This window comes from Chroococcidiopsis sp. [FACHB-1243], assembly GCF_014696895.1.
Lineage (GTDB): Bacteria > Cyanobacteriota > Cyanobacteriia > Cyanobacteriales > Chroococcidiopsidaceae > Chroococcidiopsis.
Genome location: NZ_JACJQX010000030.1, coordinates 19400 through 37606, shown reverse-complemented (window position 1 = coordinate 37606; position 18207 = coordinate 19400). Strand labels below are relative to the sequence as shown.

Genomic DNA, 18207 nt, shown 5'->3' with positions numbered 1-18207 from the left:
GCGCAGCTGCGCGCCCGTACAGGAGTAGGAGGAAAGATAAGATGAAATTTAGCGAAATTGTCAGCAAATTGGGTGAGGCGGCTAGCAATAACAGCCTTGCTGCTAACCCAGACTGCGATCCAGAAATTACGGGTGTAGCCGCAGTCGATCGGGCAACGGCTGAAAATATCAGCTACATTGACGGAGACAAATTTGCTGCTTACATTCATGAAACTGGCGCTAGCGCCTTGATTTTGCCTCAAGATGAAACTTTAAAGGAGCAAGCGCAACAACGGGGAATTGCGTGGATCTCTACGTCTCAACCCAGATTGATGTTTGCCCAGATGCTGGCGTTGTTCTATCAGCCCTATCGTCCCAAACCAGCGATTCATCCTACGGCTGTGATTCATTCTTCAGTACATCTGGGTGCAGAAGTGGCGATTGGCGCTCACGTTGTCATTGAAGCTGGGACAAAAATTGGCGATCGCGTTTGCATTCATCCTAATGTCGTGATTTATCCAGATGTAGAAATTGGCGATCGCACGGTGTTACACGCTAACTGTACGATCCAAGAACGCAGTCAGATTGGCGCTGATTGCACGATCCATAGCGGCGTTGTCATTGGGGCAGAAGGGTTTGGCTTCGTGCCTACGGCAACTGGTTGGTTCAAAATGGAACAGTCTGGCTTTGTGGTGCTAGAAGAGGGCGTAGAAGTAGGATGTAATAGCACGATCGATCGTCCTGCTGCAGGAGAAACCCGCATCGGTCGCAATACCAAACTCGATAATCTGGTACACATCGGTCACGGTTGCAAAATTGGTGCTAACTGTGCGATGGCGGCGCAAGTTGGTTTAGCGGGAGGAGTGGAACTTGGAAATGGTGTAATTCTCGGCGGACAAGTGGGAATTGCCAATGAAGTCAAAATGGGGAATGGGGCGATCGCTTCGGCAAAAACAGGAATTTATCACAACGTTAAACCGAAAGACATTGTTTCCGGTTATCCTGCTATTCCCCACAAAATTCATCTCAAAAACTCGGCTATTTACAAGCGATTGCCAGAAATGTACGAATTTTTCAAACAGAAAATGAAAGAAAAATAACATCAGATTTGTGTACGGGCAGGTTTAGCAGATAGATTGACCTTCTTCCTAAATTGTTGGTCAAAACCCGCCCCTACGACCTACTTTTTAAATGTTTGCCGAGACAACCATTGCACGACCCCAGGGAACACGTTGTATGCAGCTTGAGCGAAATTAGCAGAGCCAACTACAACTTCAGCCCGTTGGTGTTTAACTCCTTCCCAAATTGCTTTCGCTACATCTTCCGGCTTTTCGACAAAAGGGGTATGTAATATTTCTTCTAACTGTTGTCGGCGCGATTGGGCATCTGCATCATCATGCCCGGTAAAAATTGCCCGTTCTGTAAAACTGGTTTTAATGATGTTGGGATAGATGCCGCAGACGTGAATTCCTTTAGGCTTAAGTTCTGAATGCATGGCTGCTGTCATGCCAGCAACGCCGAATTTAGTGGCAGTGTAGGGAGCTAGGTAAGGAATTGGTACTTTACCTCCAATCGAACTGATATTGACGATCGCGCCTTGTCTGCGTGCCAGCATGTGCGGTAAAACGCTGTGGATTGTATGAACGTAGCCGCAGAGGTTGGTATCGATTGTATGATGCCACTCTTCTAGAGAAAAGCTTTCTACCGGACCAGAGACGTATATTCCGGCATTGTTGATGAGGACATCAATCGCGCCATAATGTTCTAGTGCTTTGTCGGTCAGATTTTTTACTTGGTCTGGATCTCTAACATCTGTAGGGACTACCAAGGCTTGGCGATCTAGTTTTTGGATATCCTCTGCTACAACCGCGAGGCGATCTCTATGTCGCGCAGCCAGCACGAGATCGTAACCTTTGCTGGCAAAAAGCAAGGCAGTTGCTTCGCCGATTCCTTGGGATGCGCCTGTAATCAGTGCTATTGGAGCCATACCGAAAGTAAACTATCACTAGTATCTATTACTTGGCTATTCGTGTTTTATTACCTCCCTCTGTTGGCAGAATTCGCGAACGAGTCAAGAAAAAGATTTTTATGTCGCGCAAAGCCGCAAAGACGCGAAGTGTTTTTAAATTACAATTTTTTAGAATACAAGGATGTTTAAATTATTGGTTGATTATGGGTTTTACTCCGTTCGCACAGATCGAGGGCGATTTTCTCAAAAATATTAAGATAATTGCTACTGATATGGATGGAACTCTGACGCAAAAAGGGAAGTTTACGTCAGATTTGTTGCTGATGTTTGAAAAGTTGGCTGTGGCGGATCTCCAAGTTTTGATTGTGACTGGACGTTCGGCTGGATGGGTAAGTGGATTAGTCAATTATTTACCGATTGCTGGGGCGATCGCGGAAAATGGCGGTTTGTTTTATTCAGCGGAAAATGAAGAGGTAATCGCGCTGACACCTATTTCTAATAGATTAGAACATCGGCAAGAATTAGCAGCAGTTTTTCAAAAACTTCAACAATACTTTCCTCAAATTTGCGAGTCTAGCGACAATTGCTTTCGGATTACTGATTGGACTTTTGATGTACGAGGATTAAGTGTAGAACAATTAGATCGACTCAGTAGTCTTTGTCTGGAATTAGGTTGGGGCTTTACTTACAGCAACGTTCAGTGTCATATTAAGCCGCTAAATCAAGATAAAGCAACTGGCTTAATGCAGGTTTTACAAGATTACTTACCATGTCTGCCAGAACAGGTGTTAACTGTTGGCGATAGTCCTAACGATGAGAGTTTATTTAATCCTCAGTATTTTCCCTTTTCTGTCGGAGTTGCAAATGCGCTTGAGTATGCGAATCATTTAAGCTACCAGCCTGCTTATATTACAAAAGCAAGTGAAGGACAAGGCTTTTGTGAGGCATGTAGGAAAATTCTCAGGGTTTCAGGTAAATTGAGCAACTAAAGTTTCAAACTTCAATGCGAAGATATCTGTATAATGCTGGGGATTTTTCTTGTATTTGAGAGCAATTTTAAAGGTAGTTATTCGAGCGATGATTCTCGGTTTTTTACTTCAAGATTTTGCAATCTAGCTCTGTACAACTCGCTCAACTACAAAATTAATGATGCCTGCAACTAACGTCAATACAATTGAGCCTAGCAAACCTGGTAACAATCCCGCGACAGTAAAACCAGGTGACAAAACGCTGGCAATCCAAATGCTTATCCCATTGACTACGAACAGAAATAATCCTAAAGTCAAGATTGTGAGTGGTAGAGTTAACACGATCAAAATCGGTCTGATAATAGCATTAACTAAACCAATAACAACTGCTGCAATTAAAGCTGCGGCAAAGTTCGTGACGATAAAGCCATTGACGAGGTTAGCTGTAATTAGTAAGGAAACTGCGGTCACGAGCCAAGTCAACAGGAAATGTATCATGGTAGTTTCTACTGAAATGACAAGATGATATTCTTCCTTATTTAATACATACCACAGTGGTGTTTGTCTGTTATAAATCTGCCACTCTCTAGCTGCTAATTTTAGGCAATTGGCTGGAGAGTATGGGTTACGCTTCTGCCCTCTGTTCTCTACCCTCTGTCTTTCAGAGTGAATGCGATAAGCTGAAAAGAGTAGCATTGAGATCTCACATGGTATTTTTGCGGCAACTGGCAGGATTATGTATTGCGATCGCTCTATTCGTAATTTGGACTTTACCTGCCCAAGCTTTAGATTATCCGCCGCCGCTCTCCTACAGCAATGCAGAGCTGACAGGTAAAGACTTTTCGAGACAAATTTTAAGAGCCGCAGAGTTTTCTAATGCCAATATGGAACAGGTTAATTTTACTGATGCTGACTTGCGCGGGGCAATTATGAGTGCTTCAGTGATGACACAGGCAAACTTGCACGGTGCAGATTTGAGTATTGCTATGGTCGATCAGGTAAAAATGACTGGAGCCGATCTGAGCGATGCTGTATTGCAAGAAGCCCTTTTACTCCGTACTATCTTTACTGGTGTTGATATTACAGGTGCAGATTTTAGCGACGCGATTTTAGACGGGGCGCAGGTGAAAGAATTGTGCCAACGAGCAAGTGGAATTAACTCAAAAACAGGTATTGCAACTCGCGAATCTTTGGGGTGTCAATGAAGCGTGTCGGTGTTATTGGTGGCGGACAGTTAGCCTGGATGATGGCTGATGGAGCCAAGAAGTTAGGGATCGAACTGGTAGTACAAACACCGAATAAGAGCGATCCAGCAGTAGCGATCGCCACAGAAACAATTATCGCCGCGATCGATGATGCCGAGGCAACAAAAGCCCTAGCTGAAGATTGCGAGATCGTGACTTTTGAAAATGAATTCGTCAATCTAACCGCTTTATCAACTTTAGTCGAGCAAGGAGCCTGCTTTCGTCCTGGGCTAGATGTCTTATCTCACATTCTCGATAAATACGAGCAACGCTGCTATTTACAGCAAATTGGTTTACCTGTCCCCAAGTTTATCGCTTTAGAAGAATCAAATGTAGGGGAGCATAGCTATGCGTTCCTACAAAAGTTTCCTGTCGTACTCAAGGCTCGTCGTCACGGATATGACGGACAAGGGACTTTTATTATTCAAGATGCAAAGACTTTACAAGAAAAATTATCTGCATCTCGACATCTAGAAAAACAGTCTCAGTATCTATTAGAAGAATTTATCCCTTTCGATCGCGAATTGGCAGTTATCGCCGCTCGTTCCGTTACAGGCGAGATCGCAATTTATCCCATTGTCGAGACGCAGCAACAAGAGCAAGTTTGTCGGCGGGTATTTGCCCCTGCGGATCTTAGTGCAGAATTAGTTCGAGACATCGAAGCGATCGCCCGCACGTTTTTAGAAAGTTTACAAGCTGTTGGTATATTTGGGATCGAATTATTCCTCACCTCAGAAGGTAGGGTATTGGTCAATGAAATTGCTCCCCGCACGCATAATTCTGGACACTTTACCCTAGATGCTTGTGAAGTTTCGCAATTTGAACAACATCTTCGCGCTATCTGCGGCTTACCATTGGGAAATTCTACCCTCCGCAGTGCTGGGGCGCTGATGGTGAATTTATTGGGCTACGAAACTTCTTCTAGGCGCGACTATCTCGCCCAACGCCAACAAATCGCCCAAATTCCTCAAGCATACCTTCGCTGGTATGGTAAAACCGCATCTCGCCCAGGACGCAAGCTAGGACACGTTACGGTATTAGTGGACGATCGCGACCGTCACAAAGCAGAGGCGATCGCCCAACAGATTGAATCGATTTGGTATTCAGTCATCAGTTATCAGTGACCAGTGGTAAGTGGGGTAATGGGTAATGGGTAATGGGTAATGGGTAGTTGATAGTTGCTTCCTTGTCCCCCTTGTCTCCCTTGTCCCCCTCTTCCCGACTCCCTCTTCCCGACTCCCGACTCCCGCGTGCTTGTCGATTCTCACTAAAAAGTTATAATGGTTGGAGTTCAACTGCGGCGTTGGTGACTGCCAATAATGTTTTTGATCTATGCTTAAACATTTAAGGGAGTCAAAATTGCTAACGGCAGTAGACCGAGCAAGTACTCGGAAACTTTAAGTTCAGCTAATCGATTCCCACCTGGATTTTCCAGGTCAAAACTGAGGTAAGACGGCGTTGCGGTGGACTTACAAGCATGAACTCCTTTGGCTAATGGCTGAAGGAGTTTTTGATTTTGGTCAGTTGTTAGTTATCAGCTATCAGTTGCCTCTAGCCTAGCTTGCCAACTACCAATCACCCATTACCTATTCTCAATAAATTTTTGTATCAATTTATGCAATTCATTATTTGTGCTAACAGTAATATAAATAAACTTAATCTAGTCTTAATTTGGGCTTAAGCGTTTGTCGCCTCTACTGATAGCACCCAGTCACTCGCCGACTATTCTTCAATTAGATTCTGGTATAACTCTCATACATCAATACCTTCCTGCAACTACAGTGGTAGTCACAGATGTTTGGTTGCGGGCAGGTGCGATCGCGGAGCCGGAAGCATGGTACGGGATGGCTCACTTTCTGGAACACATGATATTTAAAGGGACGGAGACGATCCCGCCAGGAGTGTTCGATCGCGTCGTGGAAAATAGAGGTGGAATGACAAATGCTGCTACTAGCTACGACTACGCGCACTTTTATTTGACAACAGCCGCTCCTTACTGGGAAGATACGCTGCCGTACTTAGCAGAATTGTTGTTAAATGCTGCTATTCCAGAAGACGAATTCGATCGAGAACGGGAAGTTGTCTTAGAAGAAATTCATGCTTGTTACGACGATCCAGACTGGATTGGATTTCAAACTCTGAGTGAAAGTATCTACCAACAGCATCCCTACGGGCGATCGGTTCTGGGTACGGAAATAGAGTTAATGCAGCATTCACCAGAGGCAATGCGGTGCTTTCATCGCGCTCATTACCAACCCGAAAATATGACTGTCGCGATCGCGGGTGGAATCGAAACAGAACGAGCGATTGAAATCGTCAACTGCAGTTTCGACCGATTTTTACCACGGATAGAATTACCACCTGTAGAACTGGTCAAAAAACCACTGCTAGCTGGAATTCGCCGCCAGGAATTATATCTACCAAGACTGGAACAAGCACGGCTACTCATGGCTTGGATCGCACCAGGGATCGACCAATGGCGCAGTGCTTACGGTTTAGATCTCATTTCAGTTATATTGGGTGCGGGACGTTCTTCCCGCTTAATCCGTACTCTCAGGGAAGATAAACAGTTAGTCCAAGCACTCAGCAGCCAGTTTTCCCTCCTGCAAGATGCTAGTTTATTTACCATTAGTGTTTGGTTGGAGCCGCAACATTTAGAAAAAGTAGAAGAATTAATTTGCGCCCATTTAGAACAGTTACAGACAGCGGCGATCGCCCCGGAAGAACTCGCGCGCGCTCAGCGAGTTCTGTGTAACGACTATGCTTTTTCCACTGAAACACCAGAACAACTGGCAGGGTTGTATGGTTACTATCAAACTCTAGGCGAACCAGAGTTAGCCACAACTTATCCCCAGCAAATCAAATCCTTCGATTCCGTCGAACTCCAACAAATTGCCCAACAATATCTCTCTCCCTATTCCTACGCGGTAACAGTTGTCAAACCTTGTTAACTTAGGGAGTTGGGAGTCGCTAGGGGCGGGTTTGGAAAACCGCCCGTACGGGAGTCGGGAAAGAGTGGTGCGTGAAGAAAGGGTGTAGGGTGTAGGGTATGGGGTAAGAGTGGTAATAATTATCCTCTGCCCCTAGCCTCCCCTGATAACTGATAACTGATAACTGAATTCCCGTGACAACCTCTTTACCAACTCAACAGATCCATCGCACAGTTTTACCTAACGGCATGGTAGTTCTGGCGATCGAAAACCCAGCCGCAGACATTGTTGCTACCCGTATTTTTCTCAAAGCAGGGAGTTGCTGGGAACCACAACAGCAAGCTGGATTGGCGCATTTGCTATCTGCGGTGATGACAAAGGGAACCACAGAACTCTCCTCAATGGAAATTGCCGAACGGGTAGAGTCCGTTGGCGCAAGCTTGAGCGTGGATGCAGCCTCAGATTATTTTCTGTTGAGCATGAAAACTGTTTCGGCAGATTTTCCCGAAATCTTGGCATTAGCAGGGGAATTGTTGCGATCGCCCTCATTTCCTGCTGCTGAAGTGGAACTCGAACGACGGCTGACAATCCAACACATTCGTTCTCAACAAGAACAGCCATTTACAATTGCTTTTGACCAACTCCGACAAGCAATTTACCAAAATCATCCCTATGCTTCTTCTGGTTTGGGATGGGAAGAAACGGTAGCTAAAATCGAGCGAACTGACTTACAACAATATCACCAGACTTATTTTCGTCCCGATAATGTTGTCATTAGCTTAGCAGGTCGAATTACCGCCGATACCGCGCTCGCCCAAATCGAAAAAGTTTTTGGCGACTGGGAAGCGCCGCGATCGCCCATACTATCATTGCAACTGCCCAGCCTGACTCCTGCCCCTCAGCAGCTCAAAACTGCCCAGCCAACTCAGCAATCGATTATCATGCTGGGCTACTTAGCTCCTTCCGTACATCAATCGGACTATCCAGCCTTAAAACTACTTTCTACCCATTTAGGTAACGGGCTATCTAGCCGCTTGTTTGTCGAACTGCGCGAAAAGTTGGGCTTAGCTTACGAAGTTTCGGCATTTTACCCTACTCGCATGTCACCCGCTACGTTTGTCGCCTACATCGGTACTGCGCCAGAAAATACCGCGATCGCCCGCGAGCGCTTGCAAACGGAAGTAGAGTTACTCTGTCAAGCACAACTCAGCACGGAAGATTTACAAACAGCTAAAAATAAGCTTCTCGGTCAATATGCTCTTGGCAAACAAACGAACGGACAAATTGCTCAAGTATATGGTTGGTATGAAATTTTAGGGTTGGGAATTGAATTCGATCGCTCCTTTCAACAAGAAATTGCCCAAGTGAGCGCTGAAGCAACACAACAAGCAGCTTGCCGTTATTTACTCGAACCCTATATTTCTATGGTTGGACCGGAAACAGCGATTGGCGATCGATGACTTGTTTGTAAACAGTTTTTAGCAATTATTACAGCCCATGAAACCTCATAAACTTTAATAAATTAACAAGCTCTGCCCGAGGAAAGCCATGCTACTTTAAATGAAGGCACAAAAGGAGATTCTTAAGAGAAAAAACTCTTAGAGATTAGAGCCTGTGCCTCCCGCTCTAGTCCTATCGCAAAGTACCTGAACTTGACAATACCTCACTTGTAGTACAAGAAACGTTGAGTGAAAAAAACGTTCTTGCCTAAATATTTCTACTTTCTAGCAGATAAAAGGAGGTGTCCGGTTTACTAAAGAATCCCGATTGAGCGACAAATACAAGCCAAGTTTGATTGTCAGGTAAATTGCGAATTTGTCCACCCTATTTGAGTTCATCTAGTTTTTGCTGCTTTTAACTAAATCCAAACTCTCTGAATAACCCGCCTCCAAAATCAATTAACCGAGGCGGGTTTGCTGTTTTCATATCTCTACACCGTTCTCTATTCCCTGCTCCCTGCTCCCTGAAATTAGTCGCCCCGCAGATTTTGATAGCGGTAGAATGCATATGTATCGAACAGCGCTCCGACTAAACTACAAGTCATACCGATGATACACAGCCCTCGCCCAGCACTACCACTGCCAAACGTAGCTAAGAACTGTTGCATAGCAGAAGCAATTGCCTGACCGATTCCTTGCAAGCCAGGAACGTACTTCAGCAGAGACACGCTTGCTAAACCCCCACCAATTAGAAATGTGGGGACGACAAAGCTCAGAATAATTGTCAGTAATAGAGAACGGAGAAAGTTAGGCAGAATGCTCATGAAGCGTACTCTGGTCAATCGGTTGACAATAAAAATCCGATACGAGTGCCACTTTCTACAATAAGAGCGATCGCCTACCGTTGCCGCAAATTTCAAAAATCTTAAGCGATCGTTAAAAGTTTTGTCTACAACTTCAAAGCGATATTAACGATCTGGGAATTAGATTAAATTTTTCTAGCGGAGCGTGGTGAGACTGTAACGTATTTTTATTGCTAGCTAAGTAAGACACGGTAGGCGATCGCAGCATCCGCCCCTAACAACGGCTTCCTACTTAAGTCGATCGGCAAATTTCTCAGATTCGCTTAAAAATTGGTAAACATTGACGAAGCGAACCTTGACAAGACGGCGCGATCGAACGACACAATAAGGCAAAAATCTATCTATGGCTAGAGTGAAAGCTAGTGATACTAACTTAAGTTATTTTGCACCTAGTGATTCTGAACTTAGTTATTCTGGACACAGAGTTTATCGAGCAGAAAAAAATTGAGCGAAGCAAGATCGAGTTCTTTCCTGGGAGTATGGAGTCAGCGATTGCTGGCAGCAATTTTACTAGGTGGGCAAGTCCTAATTCACTTGCTCCAAGGTAGGATTCATCGCCGAAATACTGTAGAACAGATGGCAGCAGTGGGACCGGACTCATTGCTAATCGCCCTCATCACAGCAGTTTTTGTCGGCGCAGTTTTTACGATTCAAGTAGCACGGGAATTTATTCGATTTGGAGCTGGAACAACAGTTGGCGGGGTCTTAGCTCTTGCCTTAACTCGGGAACTCGCACCTGTATTGACAGCTGTAGTTCTCGCGGGGCGAGTTGGTTCCGCATTTGCGGCGGAAATCGGCACGATGCGCGTCACAGAGCAGATTGACGCTCTTTATATGCTCAAAACCGATCCAATTGATTATCTTGTCATTCCGCGCGTGTTAGCCTGCTGCGTCATGCTGCCAATTTTGACCCTATTATCTGCAATTACAGGTATGATTGGCGGCTTAGCGATCGCAACCAACTTGTATCGCCTATCTCAGAGCGTATTTATTGATTCAGCTCGCAATTTCTTAGATGTCTGGGATGTTACCAGTGCTTTAATCAAAGGTGCTGTTTTCGGAGCAACGATCGCAATTATTGGATGCAGTTGGGGTTTGACAACCACAGGCGGAGCCAAGGGAGTCGGACAATCAACCACAGCTGCTGTAGTCACGGCGCTACTATCAATCTTCATCATGAACTTTTTCTTATCTTGGGTCATGTTTCAAGGCTTGGGGCGCTCGACGTTGTAAGCAGAGAACGCACGCGCAGAGAAGCTTCAGGTGCAACTACCAATTACCCACTCCCGAACGCCAGTTTGCTCAACGGGGGACACCCCCGCACGCAACTGGCTCCTCCCGACTCCCGACTCCCGGCTGAACCTTAAAATAAGAGTGTTAGAGTCTATTGTTCAGACAGGACAAAAACAGTGACGACTTCCCCATCTGTAAGATCAACCGTTCAGCTTGCTCCCAGCTATAAGCTACCTTTATTCATAGTCTTAGGGGCAATTCCTTTAATACTCGTTTCAGCCTGGGTAGGTGGCATAATTGCCTTATTTGGTTTGTTTCTGATGTTTCAAGCTACAACCCTACGTCTACAATTCACTGATACTGCCTTAGATATCTACAGAGGAGAAACCATCATCCGGCACTTTCCCTATCAAGAATGGCAACATTGGGAAATTTTTTGGCATCAAGTGCCGATCCTGTTCTACTTTCGAGAAGTGAAAAGCATTCACTTTTTGCCCATTCTCTTTGACCCCAAAATGCTACAAACTTGTTTAGAGCAACGCTGTCCAAGACTAGAAGCTAGAGGCTAAAAGAGAGAGTCGCGAAACTGAGGGAGACAAGGAAGACTTGGGGGACAAGGGGGACGAGGAAGCAATTCTAGTCACTAGTCACCAGCCACTAGTCACTGATAATTGATAACTGATAACTGATAACTGATAACTGATTATGACTTCAGATGAATCCCAAACACCAAAGCCAGATAATCAACCTTGGGAAGATTCAGAGGAACAAGACAAACCTCTAAACTTCTCGATGGATGAGCCAAATGGGAAATTAGAAGAAATAAATTTACTAGATGAATCTCGATCTGAATCTAATACAGATAAAGATACAGATACGGACTTAGATTTAGAAAACTTTAACTTTTTTGCCTCGCCATCCGAAGAAGCAGAAGATGAGTTTTTGCAAGAGTTAGTAACGCCAAATTCTGCACGAGAAACTCCAGCGGAAACTCCGCTCATTCCACTGGCAAAACCATCCAACTTGTCTCAATTGCAACAGCAGGAACAAGCTTTAAGACAAGACATTGCACGCCTCCAAGCAACGCACAAACAGCTATCTGCTCAGTTAGCGCAAACTCAATCTGCTATGAGTAAAGTGGTGCAAGAAGGTCTTGCTCAAATGGAGCAACGCAAGCAAGCATTACAAATTTCAATCGAACAGTTAGAACGGCGGCAAGAACGCATTCGGGCGGAAATGCGGACAAGTTTTGCTGGAGTTTCCCAAGATTTAGCAATTCGAGTGCAGGGTTTTAAAGACTATCTCACAGGCAGCTTGCAAGATTTGGCAACAGCAGTAGAGCAATTAGAGCTAGCACCAAAAACTAGACCAGAGCCGCAACCAGCAGCCAGACAAACCAAACCTCAAGAGCCGGAGCAACCCACCACGCCTCAATTTACCGAACAGAGATTTCAAGCTACCACAAAACAAATTCGCCGCCTGCTCGACCAATACCGCAACCAACCAGATTATTACGGTCCCCCTTGGCAACTGCGCCGCACGTTTGAACCAGTGCAGGCGGAACGAGTATCCAATTGGTTTTTCAAGCAAGGAGGACGGGGGGCTTTACGAACTACAGGTAGTCGCCTGCAAAATATTCTAATTAGCTCGGCGATTATTTCAATTCTAAACACTATGTACGATACTCGCCTCCGCGTTTTGGTGTTAGCTAATACTCCCGAACGGCTGGGAGATTGGCGGCGTGGTTTGCAAGACTGTCTTGGCATTTCTCGCACAGATTTTGGTCCCGATCGCGGTGTAACTTTGTTTGAAGATGCAGAAGCAGCAGCCGTCAGAGCTGAAAGAGCGATCGAAGCCAATCAAATGCCACTGATTATCATTGATGACTCCGAGGAAAAAATCAGCCTCTCTCTGCTACAATTTCCTCTATTACTAGCCTTCGCCCCCGATCCCCAAACTCTCAGAGAAAGAGATTTTGATTATTAATGAGTAATGGGTAATTGGTAGTTGCTCCCTTGTCCCCCTTGTCTTCCTTGTCCCCCTTGTCCCAATTTTGAATGCGTGAATTTTGAATTTAGAATTTAAACTGTCTCCCTTGCTTTCAAAAAACTAGCCCTTACGTATGACTATCTGGCTCACTCTGTGCGTAGTAACTTTACTAGTAGCGTATCTAATTGGCTCTACGCCCACTGGTTTCACGCTAGCAAAACTTTTAAAAGGAATTGATATTCGCGAGCACGGTTCTGGTTCAACTGGAGCAACTAATGTTTTGAGAACCTTGGGCAAGGGACCAGGCGCATTTGTATTAGTTATTGATGCTCTCAAAGGGATTTTGGCGATCGCCCTCGTACCTTGGTTGTTTAGCTTTGCTACTGGGCAAAATCTTCTGCCTCCTACTGTTGACCCTACGCTCTGGCTATCCTGGATGGTAACGTTATCGGGGTTAGCAGCCATTTTGGGACATAGCAAATCGATTTGGTTGGGGTTTAGTGGGGGAAAATCTGTCGCTACGAGTTTAGGTGTATTGTTGGCGATGAATTGGCAGGTCGCTTTAGCAACTGTCGGGGTATTTGGCATTGCGATCGCCATCTCGCGGATCGTCTCACTCAGTTCGATCGCAGGCGCGATCGCAGTTTCGCTGTTAATGCTGCTATTTCATCAACCTTTACCTTACGTACTATTTGGGATAGTAGGTGGTATCTACGTCATTTTGCGCCACAAGAGCAATATTCAACGCTTACTAGATGGTACGGAACCTCAACTAGGGCAAAAATCATCTACCGCAAATCAGTGAACAGTTATCAGTTATCAGTGAAGAATGGGTGTCGGGTATCGGGTGTGGGGTGACAGTGACTTCTGACCAGTGACCAGTTAGTCATTTTATCTCCTCATCTGGGCGACTCTCCCTCAGCCCTTCACTCCCTCAGCTCCCCGCTCCCTACTCCCTACTCCCTTCCTTCATGCCCCAAGTTTCAATTGCAGATCTTATTGCTGGTGTCCGCGCTGGTTGTGTGGTTAGCTTTCCTACCGATACCGTTCCTGCATTGGCAGCTTTACCAGAACGAGCCGATCTAATTTTTGCAACTAAACAGCGCAGTCAGGATAAGCCGTTGATTTTGATGGGAGCAAAGGCAGAAGATTTGTGGGATTACGTAATGGGGACGGAAGCAGAATGGCGAGTTTGGCAACAGGTAGCGGCACAATATTGGGCTGGGGCTTTGACTTTGGTACTGCCAGCAAGCGATCGCGTCCCTAAAGCCATGAACCCTACCGATCCTACGACTATAGGCGTGCGCGTTCCTCAAAGCGCGATCGTGCGAGAAATATTAGCTCAAACTGGACCTTTAGCTACTACCAGTGCTAATTTATCGGGGCAACCACCATTAGAAACCCTGACAGAAATTGCAGCTCAGTTTCCCGATGTTTTAACCCTGCAAATCTCAGATGTTTCTGGAATCGGTGTTCCTTCTACTGTAGCTAAGTGGATGGGTAGTGGTTGGGTAATTTTGCGCCAAGGAGCGGTAGTGTTAAAGATATAATTATTAGTTTTAACTACGGAACTATCTTGGTCGAAAGAGGCTCAATACTACCAAACTCAGGGTAAGATTTCAATTTTTTGTGGTGTGAGTCTTTGGGAAGTTATGAGCTGGAATGAATGGGTGTATTTATTATTTGGGCTGTTTTTAGGACTGGGCTTAGGTCTAGGTGGACGCTGGTGGCTAGACAAATCTAAGCGATCGCTTACTGCTAATAATGCCAACGATCCCACACCTGAGCAGAAGCCTCTCACGGCGGATAGGAATGAGATCCTGGCTCTACAAAGTCAGCTACAGCAAAGCCAGATTGCCTATCAGTTAGCACGGAAAATGTGTCAGTTTAAAGCAGGATTTCTGACAAGAACCGCCCATGAATTGCGATCGCCGCTCAACAGTTTAATCGGTCTGCACCAATTGATTTTATCCGATCTATGCGATGACCCTGCGGAAGAGAGGACATTTATTGCCCAAGCTCATCAGTCAGCCTTGAAGCTCATGAATTTAATGGATCGGGCGATCGATGTTTCTCGCCTAGAACATGGCAGCTCACAACTAGAAATCCAGCCAATTAATTTAGCCGCGCTATTGACAGACGTTTATAATTCTACTTATCTCATTGCTGCTAATCGCAATCTGCGGTTACAACTCTCCCTACCTGAAACCGAAACTTATGTCTTAGCCGACCCGCGCTGGTTGCGGCAGGTTGCGATCGATCTACTTGACATTTGTTTGACTCAAATGCAAGAGGGAACAATTTTTGTTTCTACTAATTCCGATCTTGCTACTAACGAGATGGCAGTTTGCATAGATACCGAGCTACCACATCGGATTTGGTCAGATTCAATTGATGTATCTCAGAGCGATCGTTTATCACCATTAGAAACAAAAGATTTTGCTTTTTCACCGGGAATGATTCTGCTATTGACTCAGACTCTTCTAGATCTGATGCACTGTCGGTTAGAAATTCTATCAATGTCAAACTCAACATCAACAGACGAAGAGAATGAATCTTACACGCGACTGCAATTGATGATTCCCTTGGTAACTCTCGAACCTGAAACCGTTTCGGAAGCAACAGAAAACTAGAAAGAATTTTGTCTCACCCTTCACTCTTCTACTGACAAATCCATTTCCACAAAGGATGACTTTTACCCTGTTAGCGAATTTGCTGTACTTGTTTCGCTAAGCGACGCAATTCCTTTGGTGGTAGTCCAAATAGTAAAATGCGACCCTGCCAAAGGAGATTAGAAATTGTCATGACCGCGCAACAAGCCAAACCAAAAGTGGGTAGAGGATTATAATAAAGCCCGTATCGCACGGCTACCCAAGTGAAATATTGCCACAATAAACTAATTTCATAACGCAGTCCCCAAAGACTTAAAACACCAACACTCAGCCACAAACACCCGACAACCAACCATCTGCTATATGCGATAAGCAGATACAGCTTTTGTACTTGTCGCTCAAAAGTTGGGTCAAGTTCTATCGGTACAAAGGGTGGATCTTCTGGCTGCATCTGATGGGGAAGACTTGGGAGAGGGGGGAGACTAGGAGCAGAGGAGCAATTCTAGTCACCAGTCACTGATAACTGACAACCGATCACTGGTCGCTGGTTGCTGACAACTGGTTGCTGTTCTGAGATTGACCAGTCCGTTCTCGCCACAAGGAAAGTAGGGTACTGGCGATAAAAATACTAGAGTACGCCCCAGCAGCGAAACCAATCATGAGTGCTAAGGCAAAGTTTTTCAGCGTTTCGCCACCAAAGATGAATAAGGTCAGCAAAGTCAGCAATACGGTTAAGGTGGTGTTGATCGATCGCCCCAAGGTTTGATTTACCGCATTATCTACCACTTGGTCTATTGGTAGATCGGGACTAAGTTTCAGGGTTTCGCGGATGCGATCGTAAATTACCACCGTGTCATTGACAGAAAAACCCGTAATTGTCAGCAACGCAACGATAAATAAACTATCAACTTCAGTGCCTTGGACTAAGCCTAGAATCCCGAAAATCCCCGTGGTAATCAAAACATCGTGGAACAGAGCCACGATCGCAAATATGGCGTAGTCTAACTGGAAGCGTAGGCTTAAATAAACGACGATCCCGGCAAAGGAGACGAGGAGAGCAATTAAACCCGAAGATAACAACTGTTGTCCGATGCTTGGACCTACTGTATCGATTTGGGTTGCTTTGGGATCGAACGCGCCAATTTCTTGAGTCAGTGTTTGTTGTAACTGCGTCCTCTCGTCAACATTGAGGGTTTTTGTCCGAATCGAAATCCCTTGTTGTTGTCCGCGTTCGTCACTAAGCAGTTGAATGCTACTATTGCCCAATTCGCGCTCGGACATAATTTGACGGACGGCATTGATGTCAATTGGTTTGGCGCAGTTTTCTGGTTTAGAGCAGTCGCGCTGGAGTTGCAATCGCGTTCCACCTACAAAATCGAGACTCGGACGCAGGGGCGCACCATATTTTTGCCAAGAAATCCCCATCGCCACTAAACCAGCCAGAATCACGATCAGGGAAACTCCCCACCAAAGCGATCGCTGTTTGTTAATATTGAGTTTCATGTCGCCCCCTGTGCCTTATTCGATGCTGGCAAGCTCGGACAGTATAACTCTGGTTTGCGCAAACTGGGAATTGCGATCGCCAACATTAAGAAGGTACGACTACAGGTAATCGCGGTAAACATACTCATGGCAACCCCTAACGCCAGCGTCAGAGCAAAACCTTTCACCAAGCCAGAACCGAGCCAAAACAGCGCCGCACAAGCAATCCAAGTCGTGACGTTGCTATCTAAAATGCTAGAAAAAGCACGATAAAAGCCAGATTCTACGGAACGATAGAGCGATTTACCCGCCCGCAATTCTTCCCGCGTCCGCTCGAAAATCAGCACGTTGGCATCCACTGCCATGCCAATACTGAGGATAAATCCAGCGATACCTGGCAGCGTCAGGGTGACACCCAACAAAGCGAAAGTTGCCCATGTCAGCAAAGCATAAATCACCAACGCTAGATCGGCTATGAGTCCGGGCAGGCGGTAGTAAATCACCATAAAGATCAAGACTAAGGACAACCCCCCAACCCCAGCATAAATACTGCGTTGAATGCTATCGCGTCCCAAAGTCGCGCCCACAGTTCGATTTTCAACGATTTCCACGGGTACGGGTAAAGCACCGCCTCGTAATTGCAGCGCTAATTCATTCGCAGACTCGAAATTAAAGTTCCCTGTAATTTCTGCTCGTCCGCCTGCAATACCTGTTTTTTCAAATTCTTGACCAACTACGGGCGTACTAATTGGTTTATCGTCGAGAAAAATTCCCAAACGTCTTCCCGTGCCTGCCAATTCTTTTGTTAGTTGGGCGAATAATTCGCCGCCTTTGGCATCAAATTCTAAAGCTACACTCCAGTTGCTGCCTTGTGTAGGTGTCGCCTGAGCGTACTTAAGATTTTTCCCCGTCAACCCCGTGCGCTCGAACAGTTTTGCTTCTAGCTCGGTAATTTCTTTAATTTTGGCTTCTATTTGGGCATTATTTGCCGCGATCGCCTTTTCGTCTCGTTCCTTCGCACTTTGTAACTTTTGTTGTTCTTCCAGCAATCCCTGAATTTGTTGCTGTCTATTATTGACAAAAGCTCTATTTTCTGCATTCTCGCGACGAAAATCCAGTTGAGCTGTACCACCCAGTACCCTTTCTGCCTGTTCTGGATCGTTGACTCCTGGGAGTTGGACGAGAATTTGGTCTTGTCCTACCGTTTGAATCACGGGTTCCGATACCCCTAGTCCGTTGACGCGGTTTTCCACCACAGTTTGCACTGCTTCTAACTCGCGTTCGGTGATGCGTTTGATTTCCTCGTTAGGTTTGACCTGAATTGTCAATTGCGAACCCCCCTGGAGGTCTAACCCCAAGGGTACGGGAAATTTCACAATTACGACAATTGCGGCGATGATGAGAACGACAATTAAAGCTAATAGCGATCGCTGTTTTTGCATGCTAAGTGTTGCGGCAACAAGTGCTATAATAACCTCTTTTTGTGAGGCTAGGGTCGA

18 protein-coding genes and 1 other RNA gene are annotated in these 18207 nt (G+C 45.5%); 13 read left to right on the top strand and 6 right to left on the bottom strand.

Annotation, left to right across the window (positions count from 1 at the left end):
• Positions 1–41 precede the first annotated feature (41 nt).
• Positions 42–1079 (top strand): UDP-3-O-(3-hydroxymyristoyl)glucosamine N-acyltransferase, encoded by a 1038-nt coding sequence (gene lpxD / locus H6G17_RS21415; RefSeq protein WP_192160638.1) that lies wholly within the window; start codon positions 42–44, stop codon positions 1077–1079.
• A gap of 80 nt (positions 1080–1159) precedes the next feature.
• Here the strand turns inward: lpxD and H6G17_RS21410 are convergent, their stop codons facing one another.
• Positions 1160–1966 carry an SDR family oxidoreductase gene (locus H6G17_RS21410; protein ID WP_192160636.1) on the bottom strand — a complete coding sequence of 269 codons (807 nt, stop codon included), beginning with the start codon at positions 1964–1966 and terminating at the stop codon, positions 1160–1162.
• Positions 1967–2151: 185 nt separating this feature from the next.
• Here H6G17_RS21410 and H6G17_RS21405 point away from each other — a divergent pair, with 185 nt between their 5' ends.
• Entirely contained in the window at positions 2152–2937 is a 786-nt protein-coding gene (locus tag H6G17_RS21405) for an HAD family hydrolase (RefSeq protein WP_192160699.1), read from the top strand.
• A gap of 123 nt (positions 2938–3060) precedes the next feature.
• Here the strand turns inward: H6G17_RS21405 and H6G17_RS33540 are convergent, their stop codons facing one another.
• The gene (locus H6G17_RS33540; RefSeq protein WP_242038525.1) at positions 3061–3612 is read right to left on the bottom strand and encodes a phage holin family protein; all 552 of its coding nucleotides are present in this window, start codon (positions 3610–3612) and stop codon (positions 3061–3063) included.
• An 11-nt stretch (positions 3613–3623) separates the two neighbouring features.
• Between H6G17_RS33540 and H6G17_RS21395 the strand changes: the two genes are divergently transcribed.
• From H6G17_RS21395 to H6G17_RS21375, 5 genes are all read left to right on the top strand, one after another.
• Positions 3624–4121, top strand: coding sequence for a pentapeptide repeat-containing protein (locus H6G17_RS21395; protein WP_192160634.1), 498 nt, complete (start codon positions 3624–3626; stop codon positions 4119–4121).
• Positions 4118–5284, top strand: a complete 1167-nt coding sequence (locus H6G17_RS21390) for a 5-(carboxyamino)imidazole ribonucleotide synthase (RefSeq protein WP_192160633.1) — start codon at positions 4118–4120, stop codon at positions 5282–5284. The genes H6G17_RS21395 and H6G17_RS21390 overlap by 4 nt, the downstream gene beginning before the upstream one ends.
• A 165-nt stretch (positions 5285–5449) precedes the next feature.
• Positions 5450–5631, top strand: a non-coding RNA gene (ssrS, locus tag H6G17_RS21385) — 6S RNA.
• A gap of 214 nt (positions 5632–5845) precedes the next feature.
• Entirely contained in the window at positions 5846–7111 is a 1266-nt protein-coding gene (locus H6G17_RS21380; RefSeq protein ID WP_192160632.1) for a pitrilysin family protein, read from the top strand.
• 173 nt (positions 7112–7284) lie between these two features.
• Positions 7285–8550, top strand: a complete 1266-nt coding sequence (locus H6G17_RS21375) for an insulinase family protein (protein WP_192160631.1) — start codon at positions 7285–7287, stop codon at positions 8548–8550.
• Between the two features lie 509 nt (positions 8551–9059).
• On the opposite strand, the gene H6G17_RS21370 is transcribed toward H6G17_RS21375, so the two are convergent.
• Positions 9060–9353 (bottom strand): hypothetical protein, encoded by a 294-nt coding sequence (locus H6G17_RS21370; RefSeq protein ID WP_192160697.1) that lies wholly within the window; start codon positions 9351–9353, stop codon positions 9060–9062.
• Positions 9354–9836: 483 nt separating this feature from the next.
• Between H6G17_RS21370 and H6G17_RS21365 the strand changes: the two genes are divergently transcribed.
• From H6G17_RS21365 to H6G17_RS21340, 6 genes are all read left to right on the top strand, one after another.
• Positions 9837–10625, top strand: a complete 789-nt coding sequence (locus H6G17_RS21365) for an MlaE family lipid ABC transporter permease subunit (RefSeq protein WP_192160630.1) — start codon at positions 9837–9839, stop codon at positions 10623–10625.
• A gap of 176 nt (positions 10626–10801) precedes the next feature.
• The gene (locus tag H6G17_RS21360; protein ID WP_192160628.1) at positions 10802–11194 is read left to right on the top strand and encodes a DUF3119 family protein; all 393 of its coding nucleotides are present in this window, start codon (positions 10802–10804) and stop codon (positions 11192–11194) included.
• Between the two features lie 136 nt (positions 11195–11330).
• Positions 11331–12611 carry a DUF3086 domain-containing protein gene (locus H6G17_RS21355; RefSeq protein WP_192160626.1) on the top strand — a complete coding sequence of 427 codons (1281 nt, stop codon included), beginning with the start codon at positions 11331–11333 and terminating at the stop codon, positions 12609–12611.
• Between the two features lie 136 nt (positions 12612–12747).
• The gene (plsY, locus tag H6G17_RS21350; RefSeq protein ID WP_192160624.1) at positions 12748–13419 is read left to right on the top strand and encodes a glycerol-3-phosphate 1-O-acyltransferase PlsY; all 672 of its coding nucleotides are present in this window, start codon (positions 12748–12750) and stop codon (positions 13417–13419) included.
• 166 nt (positions 13420–13585) lie between these two features.
• On the top strand, positions 13586–14164 hold the full coding sequence (locus H6G17_RS21345) for an L-threonylcarbamoyladenylate synthase (protein ID WP_192160622.1): 579 nt from the start codon (positions 13586–13588) through the stop codon (positions 14162–14164).
• A gap of 102 nt (positions 14165–14266) precedes the next feature.
• On the top strand, positions 14267–15247 hold the full coding sequence (locus tag H6G17_RS21340; RefSeq protein ID WP_192160619.1) for a HAMP domain-containing sensor histidine kinase: 981 nt from the start codon (positions 14267–14269) through the stop codon (positions 15245–15247).
• A 70-nt stretch (positions 15248–15317) separates the two neighbouring features.
• On the opposite strand, the gene H6G17_RS21335 is transcribed toward H6G17_RS21340, so the two are convergent.
• The 3 genes from H6G17_RS21335 to secD all read right to left on the bottom strand — a co-directional run bounded on the left by H6G17_RS21335 (position 15318) and on the right by secD (position 18150).
• Positions 15318–15677: a hypothetical protein gene (locus tag H6G17_RS21335; RefSeq protein WP_192160617.1), complete on the bottom strand. Its 360-nt coding sequence runs from the start codon at positions 15675–15677 to the stop codon at positions 15318–15320.
• Between the two features lie 83 nt (positions 15678–15760).
• A complete protein-coding gene (secF, locus tag H6G17_RS21330; protein WP_192160615.1) occupies positions 15761–16729 on the bottom strand; it encodes a protein translocase subunit SecF in 969 nt (322 codons plus the stop codon).
• Positions 16726–18150 (bottom strand): protein translocase subunit SecD, encoded by a 1425-nt coding sequence (secD, locus tag H6G17_RS21325; protein ID WP_192160613.1) that lies wholly within the window; start codon positions 18148–18150, stop codon positions 16726–16728. The genes secF and secD overlap by 4 nt, the downstream gene beginning before the upstream one ends.
• Positions 18151–18207 lie beyond the last annotated feature (57 nt).